Origin of the sequence: Neobacillus sp. SuZ13, from assembly GCF_030123365.1 — a bacterium.
GTDB lineage: Bacteria > Bacillota > Bacilli > Bacillales > Cytobacillaceae > Neobacillus.
In genome coordinates, this window is the sequence record NZ_CP126107.1 from 863,580 (window position 1) to 886,659 (window position 23,080).

Annotated in this window: 28 protein-coding genes and 1 pseudogene; 18 read left to right on the top strand and 11 right to left on the bottom strand. The window is 37.1% G+C overall.

The window, feature by feature from the left end; translation table 11 throughout:
* Nucleotides 1-159: 159 nt before the first annotated feature.
* Entirely contained in the window at nucleotides 160-1,008 is an 849-nt protein-coding gene (locus QNH17_RS04135; RefSeq protein WP_283877535.1) for a hypothetical protein, read from the bottom strand.
* A 135-nt stretch (nucleotides 1,009-1,143) separates the two neighbouring features.
* Between QNH17_RS04135 and QNH17_RS04140 the strand changes: the two genes are divergently transcribed.
* On the top strand, nucleotides 1,144-1,812 hold the full coding sequence (locus tag QNH17_RS04140; protein ID WP_283877536.1) for a hypothetical protein: 669 nt from the start codon (nucleotides 1,144-1,146) through the stop codon (nucleotides 1,810-1,812).
* 23 nt (nucleotides 1,813-1,835) lie between these two features.
* On the opposite strand, the gene QNH17_RS04145 is transcribed toward QNH17_RS04140, so the two are convergent.
* On the bottom strand, nucleotides 1,836-2,177 hold the full coding sequence (locus QNH17_RS04145) for a YqzG/YhdC family protein (RefSeq protein WP_283877537.1): 342 nt from the start codon (nucleotides 2,175-2,177) through the stop codon (nucleotides 1,836-1,838).
* 156 nt (nucleotides 2,178-2,333) lie between these two features.
* Between QNH17_RS04145 and QNH17_RS04150 the strand changes: the two are divergent.
* Both QNH17_RS04150 and QNH17_RS04155 read left to right on the top strand, forming a co-directional pair.
* A pseudogene (locus QNH17_RS04150) lies at nucleotides 2,334-2,810 on the top strand (GNAT family N-acetyltransferase); the annotation flags it as partial.
* 9 nt (nucleotides 2,811-2,819) lie between these two features.
* The gene (locus tag QNH17_RS04155; RefSeq protein ID WP_283879429.1) at nucleotides 2,820-3,392 is read left to right on the top strand and encodes a GNAT family N-acetyltransferase; all 573 of its coding nucleotides are present in this window, start codon (nucleotides 2,820-2,822) and stop codon (nucleotides 3,390-3,392) included.
* A gap of 98 nt (nucleotides 3,393-3,490) precedes the next feature.
* Here QNH17_RS04155 and QNH17_RS04160 read toward each other — a convergent pair whose 3' ends face one another.
* Complete coding sequence (locus QNH17_RS04160; RefSeq protein WP_283877538.1) at nucleotides 3,491-3,718, bottom strand: hypothetical protein; 228 nt, start codon at nucleotides 3,716-3,718, stop codon at nucleotides 3,491-3,493.
* A gap of 157 nt (nucleotides 3,719-3,875) precedes the next feature.
* On the opposite strand from QNH17_RS04160, the gene QNH17_RS04165 reads away from it, so the two are divergent.
* Entirely contained in the window at nucleotides 3,876-4,331 is a 456-nt protein-coding gene (locus QNH17_RS04165; RefSeq protein ID WP_283877539.1) for a DUF2269 family protein, read from the top strand.
* Nucleotides 4,332-4,525: 194 nt separating this feature from the next.
* A complete protein-coding gene (locus QNH17_RS04170) occupies nucleotides 4,526-5,518 on the top strand; it encodes an alpha/beta fold hydrolase (protein ID WP_283877540.1) in 993 nt (330 codons plus the stop codon).
* A 51-nt stretch (nucleotides 5,519-5,569) separates the two neighbouring features.
* Here the strand turns inward: QNH17_RS04170 and QNH17_RS04175 are convergent, their stop codons facing one another.
* Nucleotides 5,570-6,346 carry an alpha/beta hydrolase gene (locus tag QNH17_RS04175; RefSeq protein ID WP_283877541.1) on the bottom strand — a complete coding sequence of 259 codons (777 nt, stop codon included), beginning with the start codon at nucleotides 6,344-6,346 and terminating at the stop codon, nucleotides 5,570-5,572.
* Nucleotides 6,347-6,859: 513 nt separating this feature from the next.
* Here QNH17_RS04175 and QNH17_RS04180 point away from each other — a divergent pair.
* Nucleotides 6,860-8,104 carry an MFS transporter gene (locus tag QNH17_RS04180; RefSeq protein ID WP_283877542.1) on the top strand — a complete coding sequence of 415 codons (1,245 nt, stop codon included), beginning with the start codon at nucleotides 6,860-6,862 and terminating at the stop codon, nucleotides 8,102-8,104.
* A gap of 35 nt (nucleotides 8,105-8,139) precedes the next feature.
* Here the strand turns inward: QNH17_RS04180 and QNH17_RS04185 are convergent, their stop codons facing one another.
* Nucleotides 8,140-9,657, bottom strand: a complete 1,518-nt coding sequence (locus QNH17_RS04185; protein ID WP_283877543.1) for an ATP-binding protein — start codon at nucleotides 9,655-9,657, stop codon at nucleotides 8,140-8,142.
* 496 nt (nucleotides 9,658-10,153) lie between these two features.
* On the opposite strand from QNH17_RS04185, the gene QNH17_RS04190 reads away from it, so the two are divergent.
* Both QNH17_RS04190 and QNH17_RS04195 read left to right on the top strand, forming a co-directional pair.
* A complete protein-coding gene (locus QNH17_RS04190) occupies nucleotides 10,154-11,785 on the top strand; it encodes a M4 family metallopeptidase (RefSeq protein WP_283877544.1) in 1,632 nt (543 codons plus the stop codon).
* Between the two features lie 632 nt (nucleotides 11,786-12,417).
* A complete protein-coding gene (locus QNH17_RS04195) occupies nucleotides 12,418-12,639 on the top strand; it encodes a hypothetical protein (protein WP_283877545.1) in 222 nt (73 codons plus the stop codon).
* 71 nt (nucleotides 12,640-12,710) lie between these two features.
* Here QNH17_RS04195 and QNH17_RS04200 read toward each other — a convergent pair whose 3' ends face one another.
* The 4 genes from QNH17_RS04200 to QNH17_RS04215 form a co-directional block, all read right to left on the bottom strand.
* Nucleotides 12,711-13,220 (bottom strand): DoxX family protein, encoded by a 510-nt coding sequence (locus tag QNH17_RS04200; protein ID WP_283877546.1) that lies wholly within the window; start codon nucleotides 13,218-13,220, stop codon nucleotides 12,711-12,713.
* A 234-nt stretch (nucleotides 13,221-13,454) separates the two neighbouring features.
* Nucleotides 13,455-13,844: an SRPBCC domain-containing protein gene (locus QNH17_RS04205; protein ID WP_283877547.1), complete on the bottom strand. Its 390-nt coding sequence runs from the start codon at nucleotides 13,842-13,844 to the stop codon at nucleotides 13,455-13,457.
* A gap of 36 nt (nucleotides 13,845-13,880) precedes the next feature.
* Nucleotides 13,881-14,336, bottom strand: coding sequence for an SRPBCC family protein (locus QNH17_RS04210; protein WP_283877548.1), 456 nt, complete (start codon nucleotides 14,334-14,336; stop codon nucleotides 13,881-13,883).
* A complete protein-coding gene (locus QNH17_RS04215; protein WP_035446444.1) occupies nucleotides 14,320-14,646 on the bottom strand; it encodes an ArsR/SmtB family transcription factor in 327 nt (108 codons plus the stop codon). The genes QNH17_RS04210 and QNH17_RS04215 overlap by 17 nt, the downstream gene beginning before the upstream one ends.
* A gap of 191 nt (nucleotides 14,647-14,837) precedes the next feature.
* Between QNH17_RS04215 and QNH17_RS04220 the strand changes: the two genes are divergently transcribed.
* The 3 genes from QNH17_RS04220 (at nucleotide 14,838) to QNH17_RS04230 (ending at nucleotide 16,957) form a co-directional block, all read left to right on the top strand.
* Nucleotides 14,838-15,545, top strand: a complete 708-nt coding sequence (locus QNH17_RS04220) for an MBL fold metallo-hydrolase (RefSeq protein ID WP_283877550.1) — start codon at nucleotides 14,838-14,840, stop codon at nucleotides 15,543-15,545.
* 12 nt (nucleotides 15,546-15,557) lie between these two features.
* Nucleotides 15,558-16,130, top strand: a complete 573-nt coding sequence (locus QNH17_RS04225) for a TetR/AcrR family transcriptional regulator (RefSeq protein ID WP_283877551.1) — start codon at nucleotides 15,558-15,560, stop codon at nucleotides 16,128-16,130.
* 221 nt (nucleotides 16,131-16,351) lie between these two features.
* Nucleotides 16,352-16,957 carry an exonuclease domain-containing protein gene (locus QNH17_RS04230; RefSeq protein WP_283877552.1) on the top strand — a complete coding sequence of 202 codons (606 nt, stop codon included), beginning with the start codon at nucleotides 16,352-16,354 and terminating at the stop codon, nucleotides 16,955-16,957.
* A gap of 103 nt (nucleotides 16,958-17,060) precedes the next feature.
* Here QNH17_RS04230 and QNH17_RS04235 read toward each other — a convergent pair whose 3' ends face one another.
* Together QNH17_RS04235 and QNH17_RS04240 are read right to left on the bottom strand one after the other, a co-directional pair.
* The gene (locus QNH17_RS04235) at nucleotides 17,061-17,486 is read right to left on the bottom strand and encodes a VOC family protein (RefSeq protein WP_283877553.1); all 426 of its coding nucleotides are present in this window, start codon (nucleotides 17,484-17,486) and stop codon (nucleotides 17,061-17,063) included.
* A 200-nt stretch (nucleotides 17,487-17,686) separates the two neighbouring features.
* Complete coding sequence (locus QNH17_RS04240; RefSeq protein WP_283877554.1) at nucleotides 17,687-18,211, bottom strand: DinB family protein; 525 nt, start codon at nucleotides 18,209-18,211, stop codon at nucleotides 17,687-17,689.
* A gap of 172 nt (nucleotides 18,212-18,383) precedes the next feature.
* Here QNH17_RS04240 and QNH17_RS04245 point away from each other — a divergent pair, with 172 nt between their 5' ends.
* From QNH17_RS04245 to QNH17_RS04275, 7 genes are all read left to right on the top strand, one after another.
* Nucleotides 18,384-18,611, top strand: coding sequence for a hypothetical protein (locus QNH17_RS04245; protein WP_283877555.1), 228 nt, complete (start codon nucleotides 18,384-18,386; stop codon nucleotides 18,609-18,611).
* Between the two features lie 104 nt (nucleotides 18,612-18,715).
* Nucleotides 18,716-19,204, top strand: a complete 489-nt coding sequence (locus tag QNH17_RS04250; protein ID WP_283877556.1) for a hypothetical protein — start codon at nucleotides 18,716-18,718, stop codon at nucleotides 19,202-19,204.
* Nucleotides 19,205-19,368: 164 nt separating this feature from the next.
* Entirely contained in the window at nucleotides 19,369-19,815 is a 447-nt protein-coding gene (gene grpE / locus QNH17_RS04255; RefSeq protein WP_283877557.1) for a nucleotide exchange factor GrpE, read from the top strand.
* 94 nt (nucleotides 19,816-19,909) lie between these two features.
* Nucleotides 19,910-21,103 (top strand): tetratricopeptide repeat protein, encoded by a 1,194-nt coding sequence (locus tag QNH17_RS04260; RefSeq protein ID WP_283877558.1) that lies wholly within the window; start codon nucleotides 19,910-19,912, stop codon nucleotides 21,101-21,103.
* A gap of 165 nt (nucleotides 21,104-21,268) precedes the next feature.
* Nucleotides 21,269-22,102, top strand: a complete 834-nt coding sequence (licT, locus tag QNH17_RS04265) for a BglG family transcription antiterminator LicT (protein WP_283877559.1) — start codon at nucleotides 21,269-21,271, stop codon at nucleotides 22,100-22,102.
* A 30-nt stretch (nucleotides 22,103-22,132) separates the two neighbouring features.
* Nucleotides 22,133-22,273 carry a hypothetical protein gene (locus QNH17_RS04270; RefSeq protein ID WP_283877560.1) on the top strand — a complete coding sequence of 47 codons (141 nt, stop codon included), beginning with the start codon at nucleotides 22,133-22,135 and terminating at the stop codon, nucleotides 22,271-22,273.
* Between the two features lie 321 nt (nucleotides 22,274-22,594).
* A complete protein-coding gene (locus QNH17_RS04275; protein WP_283877561.1) occupies nucleotides 22,595-22,981 on the top strand; it encodes a VOC family protein in 387 nt (128 codons plus the stop codon).
* Nucleotides 22,982-23,080 lie beyond the last annotated feature (99 nt).

Here is a 23,080-nt window from a genome sequence, read left to right on the forward strand (position 1 = left end):
AACTATGTCTATTAAATATAGGTATCATAAAGAAAGCACCAGGTATGAGGAATACATTAGCAAAGAGGGCGGAAGAGATGGAAACTCCTGATATAGAGAGTAGGGTATTTTGACCTAATGAATAGGATGAGAAAAGGCAGCCAAAAAGAGTATTCTTGGCTACCTTAAGTTTGACAGTTGAAACAATCTTTTATCAATAATTCCTGTTACCAGCAGGAGCATAATCGATAAAGTGACATAATAGGGCAGGTCCCACCAGACGAGACTACGAAGAATTCCAGCATTAATAAGCATTAGATTTACTACAAACATAAGCAAACCAGTGATAATATATTTTATCCAATTCCTTTTTAAGTTAAGTTTCGTCATAAGACAGTAATACAGACTAGAGCATAAATAGAAAATGACTCCAAAGGCAATCGAGTCACGGCCAGAATTTTCAAACCAGCCAGGTGAGTAAATTCGATTTGAGAAAAAAATAATGGGCAAAATATGTGCACTAGCAGAGATTGAGCCAGTTATCAAATAAAGAATCCAATAATGTTTGAATCCTTTGGAAGGATGCAAAATCCAATGATAATAAATCTTGGCCGTAGCAAAATAGAATGGAAGCCCCAGTCCTGTATAGGCTAATCTCCACCAATTATGGTAGTAGATATGAAGTTGTAAAAATAACCATTCGATGCCAACAAATAATCCTGAAAATAAGAGCATCCACATCCAATTTAAATGAAAAACAGCTATTAGGGTGGCAACGATTGGTAAAGCGAAGGCATTTGACACAAAAGCGCCCAAATTGTTGTCATAGAATTCATTACCCTTGATAAAATTCGGATTGTAATTATAGCTGGCTAAGAAATTATAGATGACAGTCTCAATCAGAAAAGCTCCACCAATCTTGGTTAATAACAAGTATAGTGATTGAGTGTTTCTTTTTTTGAATAGTATAAAAATAAATAAACTGATGCTTAAAACAAGTAAAGCATAATACCAATAAGAATTATGCATATTATTCACTCCGATTAACTGGATTGAATTAGTTTGTTCCTAAGAATAGAAATTATGCTAATCTTGCCCAAGTGTATAAACCACTATGGAACATATTTCGAGTGGTGTAAGAAGAAATCAATGAGGTGATGAGGAGTGTATCAATCTAAAGAAGGACAAGTGTTTAGAGATGAATTTTCATCCATTTCGTATACATGGATTTATAATGATAAACCGAATAAGAGTATTTGCATCATGCTTCCAGGCCTTGGATATACAACGCAGCGACCGCTTTTTCATTACGCAACCGGCATGTGTTTGAATAACAATATAGATATTCTGCATGTTAATTATCAGTTTGCTAAGAATAAACATTTTACATCGCTTAGCCAGGAAGATCAGGAACGTTGGATGTATGAAGACGTACAGGCTGTTGTCGAAGAAATCTTAACTGACACGAGCTATGAGCAATGTTTTCTCCTAAGTAAATCGATTGGAACAATCCCGATGGCTATGGAGTGGAAACACAAAAATTTTATTAGACATCCGTTTGGTATCTGGTTAACCCCGCTATTAAAAGAGGACCTTGTGTTCGAGACACTTTTGAAAACAGAGCTGCCTTCTTTATGTATTATTGGCGACAAGGATCATCATTATATTTATGAGAGAGTTGATTTATTGAATCATAATCAACTTGCCACCACTGTCATTATTCCGGGTGCTGAACATAGTTTAGAGATACAAGGTGACGTTTCAGCCAGTATAGATGCAATAAAAATAATCATGCAATCCGTTCAGGAATTTATCAGGATTCATAGAATTTGAACGCTTTCCTTTGTTGAAAAAGGTTATCTTGATGTTTCATGAAAAGTAATCTTGACGACCTTCTCCGTTTCCTTGTTAAATTCAATATTGACGAAAACCCCGAATTCTTTATTATTATCTTTTAACCAAAGCTTAAACTTTTCGGTGGAGGTTTGCGGTCCGCTTGTTCTTCCAATGTGAAGATAATCAATGATCTTGGCTTGCGGATACTTTTCATGGGTTTCCTTCAACGCCAATGTACCCCACTTTGCATATGGAGGAATCGGTTTCTGTTGCGCAGATACTCTATTTATGGCTGTCAGTGGGCTTATACTTCCGGAGAAGCAAAGGATAGAAATAAATAAACTAACTAGAAGTTTTTTCATGGGATTACCTTCTTTGTTTTTGCTCTTATCATTTCTTTTTAGATAATAACTTATGTAGAATTTAATTAAGCACTATTTGTTAAATTTTCAAAAGAAAAGTACTGAGCCAGGATGTGGTCGAGTTCTTGGTTTTTAATATTTTCGGAGGGGATTATTATGGAGATTAAATTACTGGCTGCTTCTGATGCAGAAAGCTATTGGGCGCTAAGGTTGGAAGCACTAAAGCAGAATCCGGAAGCGTTCTTAACGAGTTACGAAGATGCTTTAAAAAGAGAAAATCCGATTGACCAAGTTGTCCATAACTTTAATGCTGAAGGAAATTATACATTTGGTGCATTTGAACAGAAAAATCTAATTGGAGTTGTCACTTTATTACATGAGAATGCGGAAAAAATTAAGCATCGGGCCAATATTTTTGCGATGTATGTTACCCCTAAGAAGCAGCGTTTGGGTGTGGGGAAAGCATTAATGACTGAGGCCATTAATAAAGCCAAATCGATTCCAGCGATTGAAAAAATAAATTTATCCGTGATGGCAAGCAATGAAAAAGCAAAACAACTTTATCGTAAATTAGGTTTTCAAGTATATGGATTCGAGGAAAATGCATTCAAAGTTAATGGAATCGAATATAATGACGAACATATGGTATTGCATTTGAGAGCAGTAGAAGAAAAGTCTGTCTTTAAAGGTGATAAAATCTACATTAGACCGTTCTCTAAAGAAGATGCTGTACCCCTCCTTCAATTACATACAGATAATCGTTATTTTTTTGAAAAGTTTTCAATGGAGCGAAGTGAAGATTTCTATACACTCGAAACTCAACTGCAGCGAATTCAGGTTTTTCAAGATGATATCAGCCATGATCAAAGCTATATGTTTGGAATTTTTACAAGTGAGAGTAGATTAATTGGAATAATTAATCTTTTTCAAGTGCTAAGAGGCTCACTTCAAAGTGCGTTTATCGGTTATTTTTTAGATGAAAAGCAAAATGGGAAAGGCTATACGACAGAGGCGGTTAAATTGCTGGTGAAATATGCATTTACGGAATTGAAATTACACCGGATAGAGGCCGGCGTCATGCCACACAATATTGGCTCCATTCGGGTGCTAGAAAAATCCGGGTTTCATAAAGAAGGTTTAGCAGTGAAAAATGTGAAAATAAGTGGAAAATGGGAAGATCATCAAGTATTGGCGATCATAAACCCGAATGATTAGGAGGATATTTTTAACTTCAAAAATTGTGCACTCTAAGGTCATCAGATCTGTATTCTGATGGCCTTAAGTGTATGTTATATGTTTTGATTAACGAACAATCAAATACGGTTCTTCACATCTGCTCTTATTAATTCAATTATATTGTCGGGTAAGTTTGCAGGAAGTGAGTGGCCATTTTTAAAAGCCCAGGCATTCACTATTTCGAGGTCTCCTTTTTTAAAAGTAATACTATAATCTTGATTCTGATAAGTAAAATCAGCGGTTACTTCTTCTTGATCATATGCCTCTTCATCAACAATCATATTAGAAATTTCATAAGGTTTCACTTCGCAGGCTCCTTTTGTATCAATCTTCTATGTAAATAGGGTTAACTTTATAAATTTGTTTATTCAAAAGTATCCACAAAAACTACTATATTTCACTTTAATATATTAATTAAGAATATGATAAAATGGGGATGGAGTGAATGGAGGTTGGCAGCAATTGATTACTATCTATAAAATCCTTGTTTTCATACATATTTTTTCAGCCATCCTAGGGATGGGGCCAGGATTCATATTAACAACCGTGGTCAAATCTGGAAAAAACATGACTGAATTAAGACATTCATATAAGATTAGACATAAGTTGCATATTTTTGTCATGATTGGCGGCGCGCTTTTATTAATTACAGGGCTAAGTATGGGGTTCCTCAACCCAAGCCTATTCAAGATGGGATGGTATGTAACAAGTCTGATTCTCTTTTTGGCAGCCCTTGCCATTGGTCCGCTTGTCCTATCACCAAGGTCAAAACCCGTAAAGGCACTTTTAGAATCTCATAAAGGCGAAGAGATCCCGACGGAATATTGGCGTTTATCAAAAATACTCTTTCAATTTGAAAACCTTGAAAATATCATCTTTTTAATCATCATCTCCTTAATGATTCTGAAACCGTTCTAATTGGGTATTGGGTGTCAGGCACCATGTGAATTTTTCACATGTTGCCTGACACTTTTTTCTATTTTATCCATAAAAATAGCAGGAATTATAGTGGTGATTGGAGAATAGATATTGGGTGATTTTTCCTGATTATAGGTAGAAAGATGTGTATATGTTTTTCGGGTAATGATTATTTATGGATGGACGATGATGAAATGTTTGTTAATAAAACGCCAGCTATTCCACATGAATCAAACAGTATTTCTTCACTAGAAAAAATGAGCATTGGTGGTGTAGAGCAATGGGTTCTTCTTCGTGGTCATGATCACCGCAACCCTATTATTCTATGGGTTCATGGAGGCCCAGGAGGAGCGCAAATTGGTTTTATCCGCCAATTCTGTTCCGACCTTGAAAAAGACTTTCTTGTGGTTAATTATGACCAACGTGGGTCAGGTCTCTCATTTTCTAAGAATATACCAAAAGACTCCATGACAATTAATCGCATGGTGGATGATTTATTGGAAGTAGTGGAGAAATTGTGTTCACGCTTTAAACAAGATAAAGTTTATTTACTCGGACATTCATGGGGGACGATTCTTTCTTATTTGACCATTAATCGAAGGCCGGAACGATTCCATGGCTATATTGCGGTTTCACAAGTAGTTAATATGAAGGAAAATGAAAGAGTCTCTTATGAATATACTTTGAAAAAGGCAAAGGAAAGCAGAAATGAAAAGGCTTTTACGCAGCTAAAAAAACTAGGGGCACCACCATGGAAAAACTTGAATGCCGATCGAATCCACAATAAATGGTTGCAAGAATTTGGCGGAGGGCTTGTTCACACAGGTGACTTTGTCAATCCCATAATAAAGTCCATCCTCAAAGGTCCTGAATATCGACTGCTAGACTTGATTAGATGGATTAGAGGACAAATGTTTTCCATGAAAGTTTTTAAGGAAGAACTAACAAACCTAGATTTGCTCCAAGCCAACAAACACATTCAAGTGCCGATTGTGTTCTGTTGTGGCCGGCATGATTTCACCGCACCAAGTGAGATAGCTGAGACTTTTTACAACCAACTGCAGGCACCTTCGAAAAAGTGGGTGTGGTTTGAAGAGTCTGCCCATACCTTATTCATTGAGGAAAAGGAAGCCTTTGTTAAATTGGTGAAAGACACAGTGAATGAATGGAACACGATTAAGGTGTAACGAACAAGAAAGGTATGGCACACAATCTGCCGTACCCTTCTTCGAGTAGATTTATACATCTGAAAATAAGTAAGATAGTACGGCAGGAACTCTTTTTCTAAAGAATAGATAAGCATGTTCCGCATCCTCGATTAGCTCAAAGTGGAGGTCAGTTATTTTCCCGTTCAATACCTCATATACACGATTGGTAAGATCAAGAAAGACTTGATTCATTTCTTCATCCGCACCCACTTCTCTTGTGCCAAAGTCCATGTAAAACTTTTCTATCTTAGATAAGTCAGAGGTTCTCAATAGGTTTTCGATTTCCTCTTGATTTCGATAAAATCCAGGTGATAAAGCTGCGATTCTTTTAAAAATATGTGGATAACGGCAGGCAGCATAGGTGGAGATTAATCCACCTAATGATATACCAGCCATCGATGTATGATTTTCAATGGTTCGGTACTTCTTATCTATTAACGGTTTAAGCTCGTTCACAATAAAATCTATATATTCTTCACCTCGGCCGCCAGATGAGCTAGCGTAGCCAAGGATTTGTTTGCTTACCTCTCCATGCCTCCATGGACAGTATTCATTAACTCGTTCTTCCCCTTCAGGATTTAGATCAATCGCAACGACAATAATCTCAAGCCCACTCTTATCCAAGTAATCTTTCATTCCTAAAGATACTCCTTTAATGGCTCCTTCATCTTCAAAGACATTTTGCCCGTCATGCATATATAAGACTGGAAATCTTTTATTTTCCTCTCTGTAACTATTAGGCAGGTATACACGAATAATTCGTTCTTGCTTAAATGTGTTCATATAAACCGGGAATTTTTCTAGCATGATCTTCACCACTTTTCAGTAATTTCTATATTCATAATTTACCATAATTTTCATTAAATACGTTATAGTTTATTTAGAAACTGGATCAAAGATATTCGATTAAAAAGGAGTTGGTCAACATCCAATTATCAAGTTTTAAAGTCTAGAAGAGTTCTCAAGATGATATATTATTATATTTTTTATTATTACTATGAGTTTAGAATATTGTAAATTTACCCAAACTAATAAGAGGTTCATGTGATTTTCGTTGGTTTACACCATATGACAAACTTCGCTATTGATTCTTCAAATTGAATCGAGTAGTATGGAAACTACGATAAATGAAAGGGTGACCATCAAGCCAATGATTCACTAAACCTATTAAAAGAAAAAAATTCGGATTATTAAACGAACATATTTCTGGATAGGGTTAGTGCGGGCTTTTATAGACAAAAGGGAGTAAATGGTACTTGGTGTACTGTGCCCTTTTGCTGCTTAAGTACCTCCTGTCCAGATGGATAAGGAGGTTTTTTTATGGGAGAAACACAAACAAGTGTTACTATGGGGGACTTATTTAGAAATCGAGTCATACGCACCATTTTGCTCTCGACATTATTCCTACAAATCGGTATTTGGGTACGAAACTACTCCATTTTATTATTTGTAATTGAACAGACAAATGAAGACCCCGTTGCAGTTTCACTGATCTCTGTTGCAGAATTCGCGCCAATCTTTCTATTTTCCTTTATTGGAGGCACTTTTGCAGATAGATGGAAGCCGAGACGGACGATGATTTGGTGTGATTTCCTCAGTGCGGTGTCTATCTTTATTGTTTTGTTAACACTGGTATTTGGGGGCTGGAAGGTTATTTTCTTCGCAACACTCGTGTCATCGATCCTTTCACAGTTTTCACAGCCTTCTGGAATGAAACTTTTTAAGCTTCATGTAAAGGAAGAACTAATTCAAATGGGTATGTCGATGTACCAAACGGTGTTTGCTCTATTTATGATTTTAGGCCCGATTATCGGAACATTTGTGTATCAGCATTACGGTATAAATGCAGCGATTGCGATTATGGGGATTGCGTTCATGCTTTCGGCAGCAATTCTATTTATGCTTCCACCTGACCGGGAAATTGAGGAAGGCCCTGTGAAAACGACACTTATGGAAGAAATGAAGGCGGGATTCCGTTATGTTTGGAACAGCCGGTCGCTAACCTTGCTTGGCGGCTGTTTTGCGGCAGCAGGTTTAGGGCTGGGACTGACGCAGCCACTTTCTGTTTTCCTTATTACGGAAAGACTTGGTTTACCAAAAGAGGATTTGCAATGGTTGATGGCAGCTTTTGGAGCGGGGATGATTTTAGGTGGGGGCCTCACGATGGGGTTAGCCAAGAAGACACCTCCACAAATCTTGCTTGCCATTGGAATGAGCGCCTCGGCACTAGGATTTTTTGTGATGGGGCTATCAGAACAATTATGGCTGACATTGTCCGCGCAATTCATTAGCGGGTTGTTTATGCCTTGTATTCACATTGGAATTAATACAATGATATTGAAAAACACAGAAGAAGCTTTTATCGGGCGAGTCAATGGCATATTAAACCCTATGTTTATGGGGACAATGGTTATTACCATGACAGCGAGCGGTTGGCTGAAAAAAACCACTTCTTTGGTAACCATGTACGAATTATCGGCCCTTCTTTTTATCGTAGGAGTTATTATCCTCATTCCACTCTTCAAGAATTCCGTTAATCTTTTGAACAAGAGTGAGGAAGTATAATTTAGTAAAGCTGCCCTGTTTTGAGGGCAGCTTTTTTACTCGTATTTTTCGAATACTAATGGGAGTGTAATGATGACTTGTGTTCCTTCATTTTGAATGCTTTTGATAAAGATCTTCCCGCCATAGGAGTCGATAATCCGTTTGCAGACGGTTAATCCTAATCCAGATCCATCTTTTTTGAGCGTGAAAAATGGGTTAAATGCTTGGTTGATTTGATCTTGCTCCATTCCCACTCCGTTATCCGTAACGGTAATTAAACATTGTTCTGCCTGTTTCTCAAGAGCGATAGAAAGTTTTCCTCCAAAAGGCATGGCTTGCAAAGAGTTTTTTGTTAAATTAAGAATGACTTGTTTTAACTGATCTTTGACACAAGAAACGGGTAGACTTTCCTTAGAGTAATTAATGGATAACTCCACATTCATAAAATTAGCTTCAGAATGAATGATCGGCTCGATTTCAGTCAGAATGGTATTGACATTATCAGTTTTAAACGTATGAGCAGTGGGTTTCCCTAGTACAAGCAATTCACTAACAATGACATTGATCCGATCGATTTCTGTTTGAATTACTTTAAAATAGGATTGGGCCTTCTGATCGTGATATTCCTCGCTTAAAAGTTTTATTAAGCCTTTTATACCTGTTAATGGATTCCGTATTTCATGAGCTGTACTTGCCGCAAGCTTCCCGATTAATTCTAGTTTATGATGTTCCGTTTGAGCATTTTCCCTTTGCACTTTCTTTTTTAAAAGAAAGTATTGGGCCCATAAAAAAACGATATTGGAAATGGTTAGAAAAATCATCAAATATCTAACAAACGGTTTCCAAAAAGCTCGTCGATTTTCCGATTGGACAAAGACTGAAATTTTCCAAGGAACATTGGCTATTTTCATACTGGATTTTACTGAGTTCTTCTTAGGAAGGGAACCTGCTTTAAATAAAACCTTGTTTGAATCATCGGTGATAATGACCATTTCACCATTAACCAGGTTTTTAATGGCTGCTTCAATTTTATCTGTACGTAAACTGGCAACAAGCACCCCCTGAACTTTTCCATGTTCGACAATTGGAGTAGCAATTGTGATGATTTGCCTGCCCGTAACTCGGCCAATATGTATGTCCGAAAAACTTGTTTTCTCGGTCAGGATGGCATGTTGAAAATAAGGTTGATCGCTTACATTTACATTTGTAGAATTTGTATTGGTACTGATTAATAAGTCACCTTGGCCATTTGTCCAAAAGAAACCAGAAAGACGAGGATCTTTCCTTATTGTTTCTCTGAGTACTGCTTCCAGATTAGTTAGGTTGGTGTTTTGAAACTTAAGTGAGGTTGCGAGCATCTCTAATCTGCCAACCGTTTCGTTAAATAAATTTTCTATGTTCATTGTGTGGAAGGTGGCATATCGTGCAGCTTTATTTTTATTTTGTGCTTCCAAAATTTTTACTTTGTGTTGTGCTAACACCGAACTAACGGCTAAAGCTGGGATCAAAGTGAGAAGTAGATAAAGTAGAAATTTATTTTTTAGGATGGACGATAGAACGCGAAAGAAAACCAAGTGGAATCTACTCCTCATAATGTTGTATATCATTATTCTACTATGTTTTATAGTAAGGGAATATACATTTTGTTGTTTATTTTTGGTAATATCAGTTCCTTATTATTTTGTAACAAATTCTATATAAAAATTATTGGAAAAAAGTATTGTGTATATACTCTAAATGTTCTCAATTGGTGGTTTCTAATACCAAATGGATTATTATTGGCGAATTCATATTTGAAAAAAGTGACTTAAAGTAATCTTTTAGCACTATATAAAAAGTTACAAAAAATAAAATAAAGTTTAGTCCCCCGAAAAAATAAATAATAAAATTTTCCCAACGCCATTGAGAACCTAGCGTTGGGATTTTTAATAGAATGGGTTATCTTTCGTTAGTGCCTTCGCTGGTTCCTGACACCATGTCCCACACTTTTTCCCAATTATCCTAATAGATTTATCGTGTTATGATTATTTTGAAAATTCTAGACAAAGAGAAATTAGGAGGCGGTTGGCAATGAAAAAGAGAACATCCCTTGTATTAGCATTAGGATTAACAGTGGGGTCTGTGCTGCCGATTACGGCTGCGGCAAAAACTGTTCCGTATAATGTTACGGTTCAGAAAGATGCAGCGCAGTTTGGTCAGGATGCAAAGGTTTATTGGAAACAAGGACAAAAGGTACCATCCTTTGTTCATGGAAAGTTATCTACCAAAGCTTATAAAGATAAAGATGCCATTAAGCAATTTTTAAAGGAAAATAAAGAGCTTTATCAATTAGATACAGCTAAAGATTTAACTTTACTAGATGTTCAGACGGATGAACTTGGCAGCAAGCACTATAATTTTGTTCAATCGGTTCAGGGGATTCCAGTTGATGGAGCAAAGTTTAAGGTCCACACGGATAAAAATGGAATCGTTACGGCAGTGAATGGAGATGTGTACCCAGAAGCATCTTCCTATTTCCAAGGGGCACTGAAAGCGCAGCTATCGAAGGATGCTGCCCTTGATAAGTCTTGGAAATCTATTAAAGTAACGAAAGCGGAAACCTTAACTAATGCGGAAGCTGGACCTACTGGTAAAAAGGTAGAAGATACGGTTGAAAAGGCAGAATTAGTGGTTTATAAAAATGGCGATCAATTTAATCTGGCTTACAAAACAAATCTGCAATTTATTCAGCCATACCCTGCCAACTGGGTTGTCTATGTGGATGCCGTCAATGGAAATATCTTAAAATCCTATAATGCGGTGGCAGATGGAACAGGGGTAGGTGTCCTCGGGGATACGAAAACAATAAACACCTACTACTCAAGCGGAACTTACTATTTATATGATATTACCAAGCCGATGACGGGCGTCATTGAAACAAGAACGGCTAGAAACCTATCGTTCCTGCCAGGCAATTATTCAGTTGATCCAGATAATAATTTCAATTCGACAGCACAGAGAGCAGATGTCGACGCGCACTATTATGCCGGTGTCGTCTATGATTATTATAAAAATACATTTAATAGAAATAGTTTTGATAATAATGGGGCTACCTTGCGCTCTACTGTCCATTATGGAAGAAATTACAACAATGCGTTCTGGAACGGTTCACAAATGGTTTATGGAGATGGAGATGGAACAACTTTCCGCTCCTTGTCAGGTGCGCTTGATGTAGTTGCACATGAATTAACGCATGCTGTTACTGAAAGAACGGCAGGGCTAGAATACCAAAATCAATCGGGGGCCTTAAATGAGTCAATTTCTGATACATTTGGAGTATTCCTCGATAAAGGCGATTATTTAATGGGTGAAGATGTGTATACACCGAACAAATCTGGCGATGCTCTTCGCAGTCTTTCAAATCCAGAACTTTATGGACAGCCATCGACGATGAGCGGCTATGTGAATACTACTTCTGATAATGGTGGAGTTCACACAAATAGCGGAATTCCGAATAAAGCAGCTTATTTAACAATTTCAAGTTTAGGTACAGCGGTTGCTGAAAAAATCTACTATCGTGCTTTAACGGTTTATCTGACTCCAACAAGTAATTTTAGTGGTGCTCGTGCCGCTCTCCTTGCTGCAGCAGCTGACCTTTATGGATCAGGCAGCACACAATACAATGCCGTTAAATCTGCTTGGACACAAGTAGGAGTAAACTAAGAAATTAATAGGTCAGCCATCATAAAATCTGATGGCTGACCTTTTTATAGGCAAAAAAAAATAGATTGGTGTCAGGCACCAATCCAAAATGGGAAGTTTTAAGAAATGAGCTCTTCGAACCATTTCCTAATTAAGTTATCTTTATAATAGTTAAAACATGTGTAGAACTTAGGGAGAACTTGTGTGGAAGTTGTGAAGAAATCAGTTTAGGGCAAAAAAATAGATTGGTGTCAGCACCAATCAAAATAATGGGAAGTTTTAAGAAATGAGTTCTTCGAACCATTTCCGTATTAACTTGAGTTAATCATATGAAAAACTTATGTAGAATTTAGGTGGAACTTGTGTGGAAGTTGTGAAGATTTTAAATGCCTCAATGAAAGATATCAAATATTTATAAAAAATAAGCATTTTGTTGGTTATGTATAATAGTTTATCAACCATATTTTAATTATTAGAATAAGAATGATCCAATAATATATCCGCTAACCGCAGCCTTGTTGGTTGATAAAATTTTTTCTTACAGGGTGTTGCTACTCCCTTTTTTGCAATATAATAAAAGTAAGGTGTTCACAAAATTGTCAAAATCACATTTATCGAACTTACATAAATAATAAATTTCAGGGGGAAGACATATGATTAGGGCAGCTATTGCTGGTGTAGTGGGTTTTGTGCTTATTTTTATCGAATCGATGATTGTCATGAAGCTAAAAGGCCTTGAAACCATTGAGTTTGGTGGAATAGCCCCATTTATTAATGTCTGGGCTATGAACTTCTTTTTCGTCTTTGCTATCCTTACACAGGTAACCAATTGGTACGTGAACAAGGAAAGCTTGGAAGAGGATAATAGCTTTTAAGAATATCATATGAATAAAAAAGCTACACAATCTGGAACAATGTCCAAGATTGTGTAGCTTTTTTGTTCGGTTTAAACGTTGTGTTTTACGGCTTTATTTCCTTTAAATGCAGTTTTACGAATGAATGGGATTACCCAACGGTCAAGACCGATGCGGCCGGCATTATAACCAGCAAATAAGATAATTGCTCCGATGAAAAGGTCAGTCGGAATATGAGATACAGTTCCTGCTAAGAAGAAAGAGAAGTTCATCACAAGACCAAAGAACATTGCAGCAGTTGTTAAGCAGCCAAGAATAAGTCCAAGTCCAACTAAAAATTCGCCAATTGGAACGATCGTGTTAAAAATATCAACGTTTGGTAAGGCGAAGTGTTGTAAGAAATCAACATACCAGCCATAAACGACACTGCCATCGGGTCCTTTTACTGGATTAGCAATCGCCCCTTTTAAGAATCCAGATGCATCGAAACCACCAGCTAATTTGTGGTACCCAGCTGTTATCCAAGAATAACCGATATATAGGCGAAGGACTGTTAAAATTCCTGCGGCAACTTTGTTTTCTCTTAACCAATTTACTACCATGTGAAACACTCCTTGTTAAATAATTTTTTTATTTGTTTTCTACATTGTTACTATATCAAACTTATTTCGAAATTAGGGTAAAATGTTCAGTATTTCACATATTCGTAAAAAAGTTTTGAATAAATTTTGAACGAACGACCTTTTTTTCATGAGGGGAAAATCTAAGAAGATCATTATTAATATATAAAAAATGCTTGGAGAAGCTCCAAGCATTTTTCGTAGACAGGATACCGCTTATCCTAAATAATTTTCTAAAGGTTTCCAATAATTTTCTACCCATCCAGCCGCAAGATGTACTTCTTCATCTTCTGGAAAACCGATGTGATCGAAAACCACAAGGGTTTTAGAGTCTTGTTCTTTAAGCTCAAACTTAGCGATTGAGTATACCCCTTCAGGCCAGTTTGCTACACGCCAAGCTTGAACGATACGTACTCCTGGAACTAGTTCAATGTTTCTTCCAAGAATCATACCGCCAAAGCATGAGAAAGTCCCACCAGTTTCAGGGCTGATATCAACCGGAGCCCCTCCCGTAACTTCACTAAATTGCTTTGAATCTGTGAGTACTTCGTAAATCTGACCCGGGCTTGCATTGAAAACTACTTCCTGATGTATTGTTTTAGACATTTATTTCTCTCCTCATAAATAATGTTTTTATATAAATTAATGCATAGCTATAACGGACCAAGGGTCAACGCCTGGATCTCGTCCTTCGGCAAAATCTTTGATGCGAGGCATGTAATGGGACCAGCCTTGTTGATGAGAAGGAATTTCTTCCACAGGCAAGTCATAATGAGTTAATACTAGGTTCGTGCCATTTTCTTTCGGAGTCAGTTTGAATTCAACTTTACTTGAGCCAGGCGGCACGAGCTTGGATTTTTCCCAGCCCCAAGACATAACAATTTTTTCATAAGGTATAATTTCAACATATTCGCCCATGGCAATATCGCTGCCATTCACATCAATCCGATATTTACCGCCGATTTTAGGCTCAAGCAAGATCTGTCTTCCCATCCAGCGGACCATTTTTTCGGCATCCGTAAAGAATGAAAATAATATTTCTGGTCGGGCTTCAATGAAAATCTCTTTGGTGATTACGTCATTATTGGTCTGATTCATTATTGATTCTCCTTTCTTCCTCTTCTGCAGCTTCTTTCAAACGAAGTAAACTATCATCCCAAAAACGGTCAATATATTGCTTTAATTCTGAAAATCCGTCCCTTCTAATACCGTAGTACCGTTTTGTTCCGTCTCTCCGAACCACAACAAGGCCAGATTGTTCGAGAACTTTGAGATGCTGAGAGATTGCTGGAGCTGAGATGTCAAAATGTGAGGCAATCGCGCTGGAGGTAAGCTCTCCATCGCGAACAAGATATAAAATATCTCGTCGTCTAGGCTCTGCCAAAGCATGAAGGACTTTTTCAATCATGTTGTTATTTTAGCGTATACTTAATTAAGTGTCAACTTAATTAAGTAGTATCCATGTTAGTATTTTTTGGTACAGGAGACGAATATATGACTAAAAGCAGGAGATGAAATTTTTTCCAAAAATAGGCTTGATAAAACTAATGGTATTAGTTATTATAAAACTAATGATATTAGTTAAAGGGGATATGCCAGATGAGGATGATAAGAAATGGATATTTATATCAAGTCACATTCATGGCAAGTGTTTTTCCGGTCAATTGCTATTTGGTGGAGGAAGAGGATGGGTTAACATTAATCGATGCAGCACTTGGTTTTTGCACGAAGGGGATTATGCAAGCTGCGGAATCGATTGGAAAGCCAATTACCAAAATAGTGCTGACACATGCTCATGAAGACCATGTCGGAGCGCTGGATTCCTTAAAAGGCTTGATGCCAGAAGTGCCGGTGTATATTTCGATTCGCGACAACAGACTAATGAATGGTGATCGGTCACTTGATCGTCATGAGGCACAAACACCGATTAAAGGCGGAGTCCCCAAAAAATTAAAAACGCGAGCCAATATTTTATTGAAGGAAGGCGACTTGATTGGTTCGTTAACCTCGATCGAAACGCCAGGACATACACCCGGCTCGATGTCATTTTTAGATTTGCGCACAAAGGCGTTGATCGGTGGGGATGCCTTGCAGACACGAGGTGGAATGGCGGTAGCAGGGGAAATAGTGCCTTGGTTTCCATTCCCAGCCTTTGGTACTTGGAGTAAAGAAACAGCTATGAAGAGCGCACGGAAATTAGTGGGTTACCAACCAGAGTTACTAGCGGTTGGCCATGGAGAGATGGTGATGAATCCTGTGAAAGAAATGGAACGGGCCATCAAACATCTTGAACGAAAACTTAGATAGGGAGTTATGACAATGTCACCAAGACCAAAGATTGGTCTCGAATTATCTTATATTATTGAAGCAGCAGGAGAACTTGCTGACCAGCAGGGAGTCCAGGAAGTTACCTTAGCAAACCTGGCAAAAAAACTAGGAATCCGTCCGCCTTCTTTATATAACCATTTCGACGGACTTCCAGGATTACGTAAGAGATTGGCGATCTATGGAATCAATATGCTTTATGAAGCGATGGAAGATGCAGCAATTGGGGTGTCAGGCACCGATGCAGTCCTGGCAGTTAGTCAGGCTTATGTAGATTTCGCCCGAAGGCACCCAGGAATTTATGAGGCAACCTTACTTGCACCGGATCCGGAGGATGTGGATGTGCAGCAAGCGGGAGCGAAGGTCGTTGACCTTTCTGTCCGAATTTTGCAAACCTATCATTTAGAAGGGGACCGTGCTCTGCATGCCGTCAGGGGCTTGCGAAGTATTTTGCATGGATTTTCAGCCTTAGAGCAAAAAGGCGGTTTCAAGATGTCTTTGGATTTGAATGAAAGTCTAATGATTATTATCAAGGCATTTCTTGCGGGAATCAGCAAAGGGGATTAATGGGATAGGATGTTTCACAGTGCCCGTAGCCGTAGAAAAATATCTGCGATGGGCACTCTGAGAGGTTTACAATGCCGTAGCTGTACGAAAATATCTTTCATTGGCACTCGGGTGGACTATTCTCTATGAGTATTCACCTGAAGGTACATTTTGGAGATAGAGTCAAATGTTTTGCTTTGGTATAATGGGATAAAGTTTACTAATAAGGGATGATCATTAGGATGAGATCAGAAAAATTGGGTTTAGTATTAGATGTTGAAACAACCGGTTTAGGACCAACAAAAGATGAAGTAATCGAACTTGCCTTAAAGTTATTTTCTTATCGAGCCGACACTGGCGAGGTAATCGATATTATCGAAGAAGACTCCTTTTTACGTGAGCCGCTCTCTCGTACAGCAAGGAATAATTATGACTCAGCGTATCGAGTTCATGGAATCCCATATGATTTGGTTCAAGGGAAAAGCTTTTATGATGCAAAAATAAAAACATACTTCCATCGTGCCGATTCAGTGTTTGCTCATAATGCCTCCTTTGACCGAAGCTTCCTTTATCATATGTATCCTGAAGTCAACGATCTGAAATGGTATTGTACGATGAGAAATATCCCTTGGAAAAATTACGGCTTTCCAAATGGAAAATTACTGACCCTATTACAAGCACACAACATTACAGACTATCAAACACATAGAGCACTAGATGATATTACATACTTGTTGGAGCTGCTCAAGAAAACAAGCCCAAATGGAAACTATTATCTTCAAGAAGTGTTAGAAAAGTCCCCGATGAGAAAATATCAGCCAGCCGTTTCACGATCAAAAATGGGTTAAAAAACTAATCAAGCGCTTGATTAGTTTTTTTGTTAGATTGGCAAAAAAAAACCGGTCACATATTGGACCGGGTTAATCTATTTACTTCTTGTATGTACGATTTTTATTGTCTGCCCTCAGTGAAAATTTGAAAGGTTATACCAAATTTATCGATTACACTGCCATATGCCGGGCTGAAAAATGTTTCTTGTAGAGGCATGGTTACTTGACCGCCTTGTTGCAAGGCTTCAAAGAATTTATGTGCTTGGTCTGCGTCGTTCGTTGAAATACAGATGGTTACTTGATTACCGCTTTGATGTGGTTGGCCAGGGAAGGTGTCGGAAAACATTAGTTCTGTTTCGCCCACTTTAATTGTTGCATGACTTACACGGTCTTTCGCTTCAGCTGGTAGTGGAAAATCAGGGTTTTCTGGCATTTCTCCGAAAGATTGCGTAAAGAGAACTTGAGCATCTAGAGCTTTTTGGTAAAATTGGATTGCTTCTTTCGCATTTCCATCCATCACAAAATAGGGAATCAAACGTAATGTCATAATTAACCTCTCCTCAGTTAAAAAAGTATTTTTAGAGATCTTCAATCGGATATAAGCCGTAGTGGACATGCTGATCAGAGCGTCCCACTTCTTATTATTACCGATATTTCTATTATAAGACGGGGAACTTATGTTCGCAACAATAAAATAAGCAAAAATTGAGCCAGCAGGATAAATTTTCCTGCGGGCTCGATATTGTTCTATTTTAATAATGGCAGGTATCGATCACTAATAATATTCAAATGATGGAGAGCGTGACCTGCGATAATGTAGGCGATGGCACGGGTAGTGACTTCTGTGTTATTGGCAAAACCAATGTTTGCCCAAGCCTCTTCCGGCATATTTTGAATAAGAGTAAGGGTAGCTTTTCTAGTGGCGATAAAGTCTTCAAGTATATTTTTAATAGGTAATTTATGAATTTGTGACCCTTGAATATATTCATTTTCATCAAAACCCGCCAAAGCAGTCTGGTCCCCGCGTCCAACACGTAGAAGCCGATAGCTCATAATTCTTTCAGTATCTGCCATATGGCAAAGTACTTCTTTGATGCTCCATTTATTTTCAGCATAACGAAAGTGGCCAGCTTCTTCCGATAGTGACTCGAATAGATCGATTGTTTTTACCAAATGCTCTTTCAAAAGTGATAATAGATCACCATCAGGAACTAGATTTACATACGGTTTATAATATTCTGGGTACTCACTTACAAGTGGGCGTTGTAACATTTCAATTTCTCCCTCCTACTTCTTATAACAAAATTGAATTTTCGGAAATTATCACCACTAATTTTACCATAAATCGTAAATTTTGAGTTAAGTATAAATATGTGTACGGACAGTTCGTTAGCAGATTCATATGATAAATAGATAAGAAATATTGTAAAAAGGGGGAGAAATGATGGATTTTTTCTTGGTAGGAATCGTCTATTGGCTATTAATCGGAGCATCCGTGTTGCTTTTTGTTTGGGGTGTTTGGAATAAATCTTGGAAAGGGTTCTTATGGAGTGGAATCGCCCTTGCATTACCAACGATTTCTCTATATGTTGGCGGTGCGGAGGGGTGGTTTAGACTAGCTGGACTGCTGCCGCTTCTTTTGTTCGTACTTGCTTTTTATACAAAAAAATAGCATTTATATGAAATTCCAATTTAAAGAAAAAAATATTTTTATAAAATCATAAATAGTTTTTTCCAATTTTGTGCATTCTAAAAAGAAAAAGGAATGGCACATAGATGAGAAAAAATAAAATGATTTTACTCGTAATCATGATCCTGCCTTGGTTGTCGATGCCGTTCATGGGGAAACGAACAATCAAGCGTTTATTTCCAGGGGCTATATTTATGTTCATCTGGGTAGCTGTTGAAAGTATTCTCGCCAAAAAAAGAGTGTGGTGGCGGATTTATGAAAGGATTATTCCTAAAGTAATAGGCGAATTGCCATTCATGCTGGGTCCATTTTTTGTCGGTTCATTATGGATTTTAAAATGGACTTTTGGTAATTTTACTCGATATCTTTTTTTAAATTTAATTTTTGATACTCTTTTTGCTTATCCAGGGATGTTTATTTTAAAAAGGCTAGGAATTGCCTCACTTGTTAGACTTAGACCTTACCAAATGGTTATTTTATTTATGAGTAAATCAGTGATCATGTACGGGCTTCAGAGCTCTGCGGATAAATTGCGTAAAAAACCTAAATCACTATTTCAAAAATTATTCTCATAGGAGACACCATATGTGAAACAGTTCGTAAATGCTGTTTGCATATGGTGCTTTTTTTCGTTAATTTCGAGAAAAGTTAGTGGATGTCCATCATATATATCACAAAAGACCACTAAAAAAATAAAGCAGCCATTGAACATGACCATTAATTTGGAGGGATGCGAACGGTGACCAATGAGAGTACCTACATTCAAGCAATTAGAAAAAAGCTGCAAGAATTAAAGCCTATCACGAAATTGGATTTTGAGTCGGAAAAGAACAATATAGACCATCAACAGGAAGTGAATAAATTAATTCATTTGACGATTCAAGCCGTGGATGCAATGGATTTAATCTATCAATCAGCTTTAAAAATGAATCTTAAAGAATGGGGGGAGCAAATAGAAGTAATCATTAATGACTACCTCAAAATCCTAGATTCCAATGGTATTGAGGAAATTAAGTCATTAGGTGAATTTATGAATAGCGGCACCATGACTAGTATTGGCACGATTCCAGAAAGTTTTCAGGCCGAATTACAAAAATTTCAAGTATTTGGGGTTCACGAGCGCGGTTTCCGTCATAAAGACACAGGAAAACTAATCCGTGATGCAAAAGTCATAACAATATATTAATAACTTAAGGGGGAGCGTTAAAATGTCTTCAATTGTGTTCATTTCTAGAATGGTCAAAATAGACAAGTTATTTATTTGGTTTAGAGGCGATTAGATGGAGATACAATCATATAACCTAGCTATTCAGTACTTAAAAGCGGAGCAGTATGAAGAGGCTGCATTAATTCTTGAAAAGATGATAAAGGAGTATCCTTTATGTACCGATGTAAGCTGGGCACTTGGGTTACTTCATGTTCTTTCTGGGTTTCCTCAGCAAGCTCTAAAACAATGGAAAAACCTACAAACGGCAAATTACTTAACCACTAGGCAAATGCTGGAGGAGAAAGTTCCTCTTTATGATGAGCTATATTTGAACTACAATCAGGCCGTGCAATTAATCGGGGCTGGAGAATTTCATCTGGCGAAAAATATTTTTCACGATCTGCTAACTTTTCAAGTGGAACTTCCTTTACCGGTTGACTTTTACCATGGCTATTTATTGACCCAGATTGTTACTGGAGAAAAAAAAGATGTAGCTCAAGAAATAAATCACATGCCGCTTTATGTAAAAAACAGTTCCGTTATCCGCGAATTGGAACATTGGTTAGAAAATCATCAGTTACCGGAACCTGATAGTACTGACCAAAAATCTTTCAAAAAGGGCTGGTCCAAGCGTCTTATCTTAGGTTCAAGTTTGGTGGCTTCTTTATTGATGGGAGGGGTTGGGTTACGGGTTTTCAGTCAACAAAAAGAAATAAGTGAAGCGAAGCCTGTATTCCTGTATCATGAAAGTCCACCAAAAACAGAAATTTTTAAGAAGGTGACAGTTGGTTCAAAGGGACATAGCGAAGGGCAGGTTAAGCAACAGGATTCTATCAACGCCAATAGCAGGCTAGAATCTTCTACGAAAGCCAGTTTAAGCACTTATAGAGAAGGCTTAACAGCATTTAGAAATAGGGATTACAGGGCGGCAGCGGCACAAATGGAAAAGAGTTTATCACTAGAGCCAAATGAATATTTTTCAGATGATGCTATGTTCTTTTTAATTGAATCAAAGCAAAGATTGAATGAAAAGGGGAACATTCACTTCCTTTACGATCACTTTTTTTCTCAAACCAGCCCTCACTATGTTTATTCACCATATTTTGATGAGCTGTTACTTGGTAAAGCAAAGATATTAATTGATGATGGAAATACTAAAGATGCTCTGCCGTTTTTGGAAAAAATTTTGACCGATTATAGACAAGAGTGGACCGCAGTAGAAGCGACGTTAATGATGAATCAAATCAAAGCCGAAGATAAATCTTAAGGAACCGAAAAATATTGCATGCCCTTTCAAAAAGTGATAATATTTAAATTAACTTTTTAAATAATAGGATTGTTACTGTTAAATCAGGCAAAACCTAAAACTAATAATACCCATTATTAGTTTTAGGTTTTTTTTTTATAAAAACTTCCACAAAAGGTGATTTATATGAAAATCGCGAAGGTAATTAATAATAATGTTATCAGTGTTTTGGATGCGCAGAATAAAGAATTAGTAGTAATGGGCCGGGGGATTGCGTTTCAAAAGAGGCCCGGTGATGTTGTGGATGAAAGTAAGATCGAGAAGACGTTCAAATTGGACAATAAAGATGTTTCAGAAAAGTTTAAAACGTTGTTATACGATGTTCCATTAGAATACATGGATGTATCAGAAAGAATCATCTCTTATGCCAAAGAAAAACTGGGAAAGAAGTTAAATGACAGTATCTATGTATCATTGACCGATCATATTACTTTTGCCATTGAGAGAAACAAAAAGGGATTGCTTATCTCCAATGCTTTATTATGGGAAATCAAAAGAATATATAGTGACGAATTTGCGATTGGTTTGAAAGCGATTAAAAAGATCGAAGAAATGCTCGGGATTACTCTTCCTGAAGATGAAGCTGGTTTTATCGCCATGCATATTGTCAATGCGGAGCTTAACGAAGAAATGCCCAATGTCGTCAATATGACAAAATTAATTCAAGATATCTTAAATATTGTGAAATACCATTTCAGAATCGAAATTGATGAAGAATCGTTGAATTATTTCCGATTCCTTACCCATCTAAAGTTTTTTGCGCAACGCCTTTTTAGTGAAAAAAACTTGGAAAGTCCTGACGATTATCTTTATGATATGGTGAAAATAAAGTATCCAGATGCCTTTATATGTACAGAAAAAATAGCGGAATTTATTGAGAAGACCCATAATTATAAAATAACAAAGGAAGAAATGTCCTATCTTACTATTCATATTGAACGAGTTGTTAATCGGAACTAGCCAGAGATTTCTTTTATAGAAAGCGTTGCCATGAATTGGAAGGCGGAAAAGCAGGCAAAACCTGAGAGCTCGAATTCGGATATTTTGCGTACTACTGCTGCTCAGGATAAAGATGTGATTGTAACCAATGAGGACAACTATAAAGTAGAAAAACATCGACAACCATTTTGATTATCGGTGTTTTTTGTATGATTCCTTCTAATAAATTGTTGTTTCAAGTAATATCCGAACTGTTAAGAGCGTTAATACTCTTATTTTGCTAAAAGTTATACTTTAATAATTAAAAATTATGATTTATTTAACTTCATGTTACATCAATGGGCGAATTATTTAGTTCAATGAGCGAATCTTTAGTTCCAATGAGCGAATATTGGACTTTTTTGAGCGAATTTAGTATTTCAATGAGCGAATCTAGCAGGGCCGCACCAATTCTTAACATGATACAATTGGTGAATTGATAACTAATAGGTTTATAAAAGGAGATAGAAGAAAATGCTGCATCATTTAGAAATCTATGTTTCTAACCTTAGTAAAACTATTGAATTCTGGGATTGGTTTTTAACACAGTTAGGATACGAGCCCAACCAGAAATGGGAGTCTGGCATCAGCTGGAAACATGGAATAACCTATCTTGTTTTTGTACAAGCTGAAGAACGATTTTTGGATGTCCCGTACCATCGTTCACGAGTTGGTCTTAATCATTTAGCTTTCCATGCGGAATCAAGAAAACAAGTCGATCAAATATCAATGCAATTAAAAGAAAAAGGGGTCCACATACTTTATCAGGATAAACATCCATTTGCTGGCGGGGAAACTCATTATGCTGTTTTTTTCGAAGATCCAGATCGTATTAAAGTGGAATTAGTAGCTCCATTCTAGTAATTTTGATTCTGACTCTTTTTCATAAAGGTTGAAAACTTTTGTATTTCTTCAATTAAAGTGATATAAATCACAAAAAGCCATCCTATTTAATCTTAT

What these genes read in the sequence shown, in the direction of transcription:
- QNH17_RS04135 (WP_283877535.1), bottom strand. Translation starts at nt 1,008, where the DNA reads ATGCATAATTCTTATTGGTATTATGCTTTACTTGTTTTAAGCATCAGT.
- QNH17_RS04145 (WP_283877537.1), bottom strand. Translation starts at nt 2,177, where the DNA reads ATGAAAAAACTTCTAGTTAGTTTATTTATTTCTATCCTTTGCTTCTCC.
- QNH17_RS04155 (WP_283879429.1), top strand. Translation starts at nt 2,820, where the DNA reads ATGGTATTGCATTTGAGAGCAGTAGAAGAAAAGTCTGTCTTTAAAGGT.
- QNH17_RS04170 (WP_283877540.1), top strand. Translation starts at nt 4,526, where the DNA reads ATGTTTGTTAATAAAACGCCAGCTATTCCACATGAATCAAACAGTATT.
- QNH17_RS04175 (WP_283877541.1), bottom strand. Translation starts at nt 6,346, where the DNA reads ATGCTAGAAAAATTCCCGGTTTATATGAACACATTTAAGCAAGAACGA.
- QNH17_RS04180 (WP_283877542.1), top strand. Translation starts at nt 6,860, where the DNA reads ATGGGAGAAACACAAACAAGTGTTACTATGGGGGACTTATTTAGAAAT.
- QNH17_RS04190 (WP_283877544.1), top strand. Translation starts at nt 10,154, where the DNA reads ATGAAAAAGAGAACATCCCTTGTATTAGCATTAGGATTAACAGTGGGG.
- QNH17_RS04195 (WP_283877545.1), top strand. Translation starts at nt 12,418, where the DNA reads ATGATTAGGGCAGCTATTGCTGGTGTAGTGGGTTTTGTGCTTATTTTT.
- QNH17_RS04200 (WP_283877546.1), bottom strand. Translation starts at nt 13,220, where the DNA reads ATGGTAGTAAATTGGTTAAGAGAAAACAAAGTTGCCGCAGGAATTTTA.
- QNH17_RS04205 (WP_283877547.1), bottom strand. Translation starts at nt 13,844, where the DNA reads ATGTCTAAAACAATACATCAGGAAGTAGTTTTCAATGCAAGCCCGGGT.
- QNH17_RS04210 (WP_283877548.1), bottom strand. Translation starts at nt 14,336, where the DNA reads ATGAATCAGACCAATAATGACGTAATCACCAAAGAGATTTTCATTGAA.
- QNH17_RS04215 (WP_035446444.1), bottom strand. Translation starts at nt 14,646, where the DNA reads ATGATTGAAAAAGTCCTTCATGCTTTGGCAGAGCCTAGACGACGAGAT.
- QNH17_RS04220 (WP_283877550.1), top strand. Translation starts at nt 14,838, where the DNA reads ATGAGGATGATAAGAAATGGATATTTATATCAAGTCACATTCATGGCA.
- QNH17_RS04225 (WP_283877551.1), top strand. Translation starts at nt 15,558, where the DNA reads ATGTCACCAAGACCAAAGATTGGTCTCGAATTATCTTATATTATTGAA.
- QNH17_RS04230 (WP_283877552.1), top strand. Translation starts at nt 16,352, where the DNA reads ATGAGATCAGAAAAATTGGGTTTAGTATTAGATGTTGAAACAACCGGT.
- QNH17_RS04235 (WP_283877553.1), bottom strand. Translation starts at nt 17,486, where the DNA reads ATGACATTACGTTTGATTCCCTATTTTGTGATGGATGGAAATGCGAAA.
- QNH17_RS04240 (WP_283877554.1), bottom strand. Translation starts at nt 18,211, where the DNA reads ATGTTACAACGCCCACTTGTAAGTGAGTACCCAGAATATTATAAACCG.
- QNH17_RS04245 (WP_283877555.1), top strand. Translation starts at nt 18,384, where the DNA reads ATGGATTTTTTCTTGGTAGGAATCGTCTATTGGCTATTAATCGGAGCA.
- QNH17_RS04250 (WP_283877556.1), top strand. Translation starts at nt 18,716, where the DNA reads ATGAGAAAAAATAAAATGATTTTACTCGTAATCATGATCCTGCCTTGG.
- QNH17_RS04260 (WP_283877558.1), top strand. Translation starts at nt 19,910, where the DNA reads ATGGAGATACAATCATATAACCTAGCTATTCAGTACTTAAAAGCGGAG.
- licT (WP_283877559.1), top strand. Translation starts at nt 21,269, where the DNA reads ATGAAAATCGCGAAGGTAATTAATAATAATGTTATCAGTGTTTTGGAT.
- QNH17_RS04270 (WP_283877560.1), top strand. Translation starts at nt 22,133, where the DNA reads ATGAATTGGAAGGCGGAAAAGCAGGCAAAACCTGAGAGCTCGAATTCG.
- QNH17_RS04275 (WP_283877561.1), top strand. Translation starts at nt 22,595, where the DNA reads ATGCTGCATCATTTAGAAATCTATGTTTCTAACCTTAGTAAAACTATT.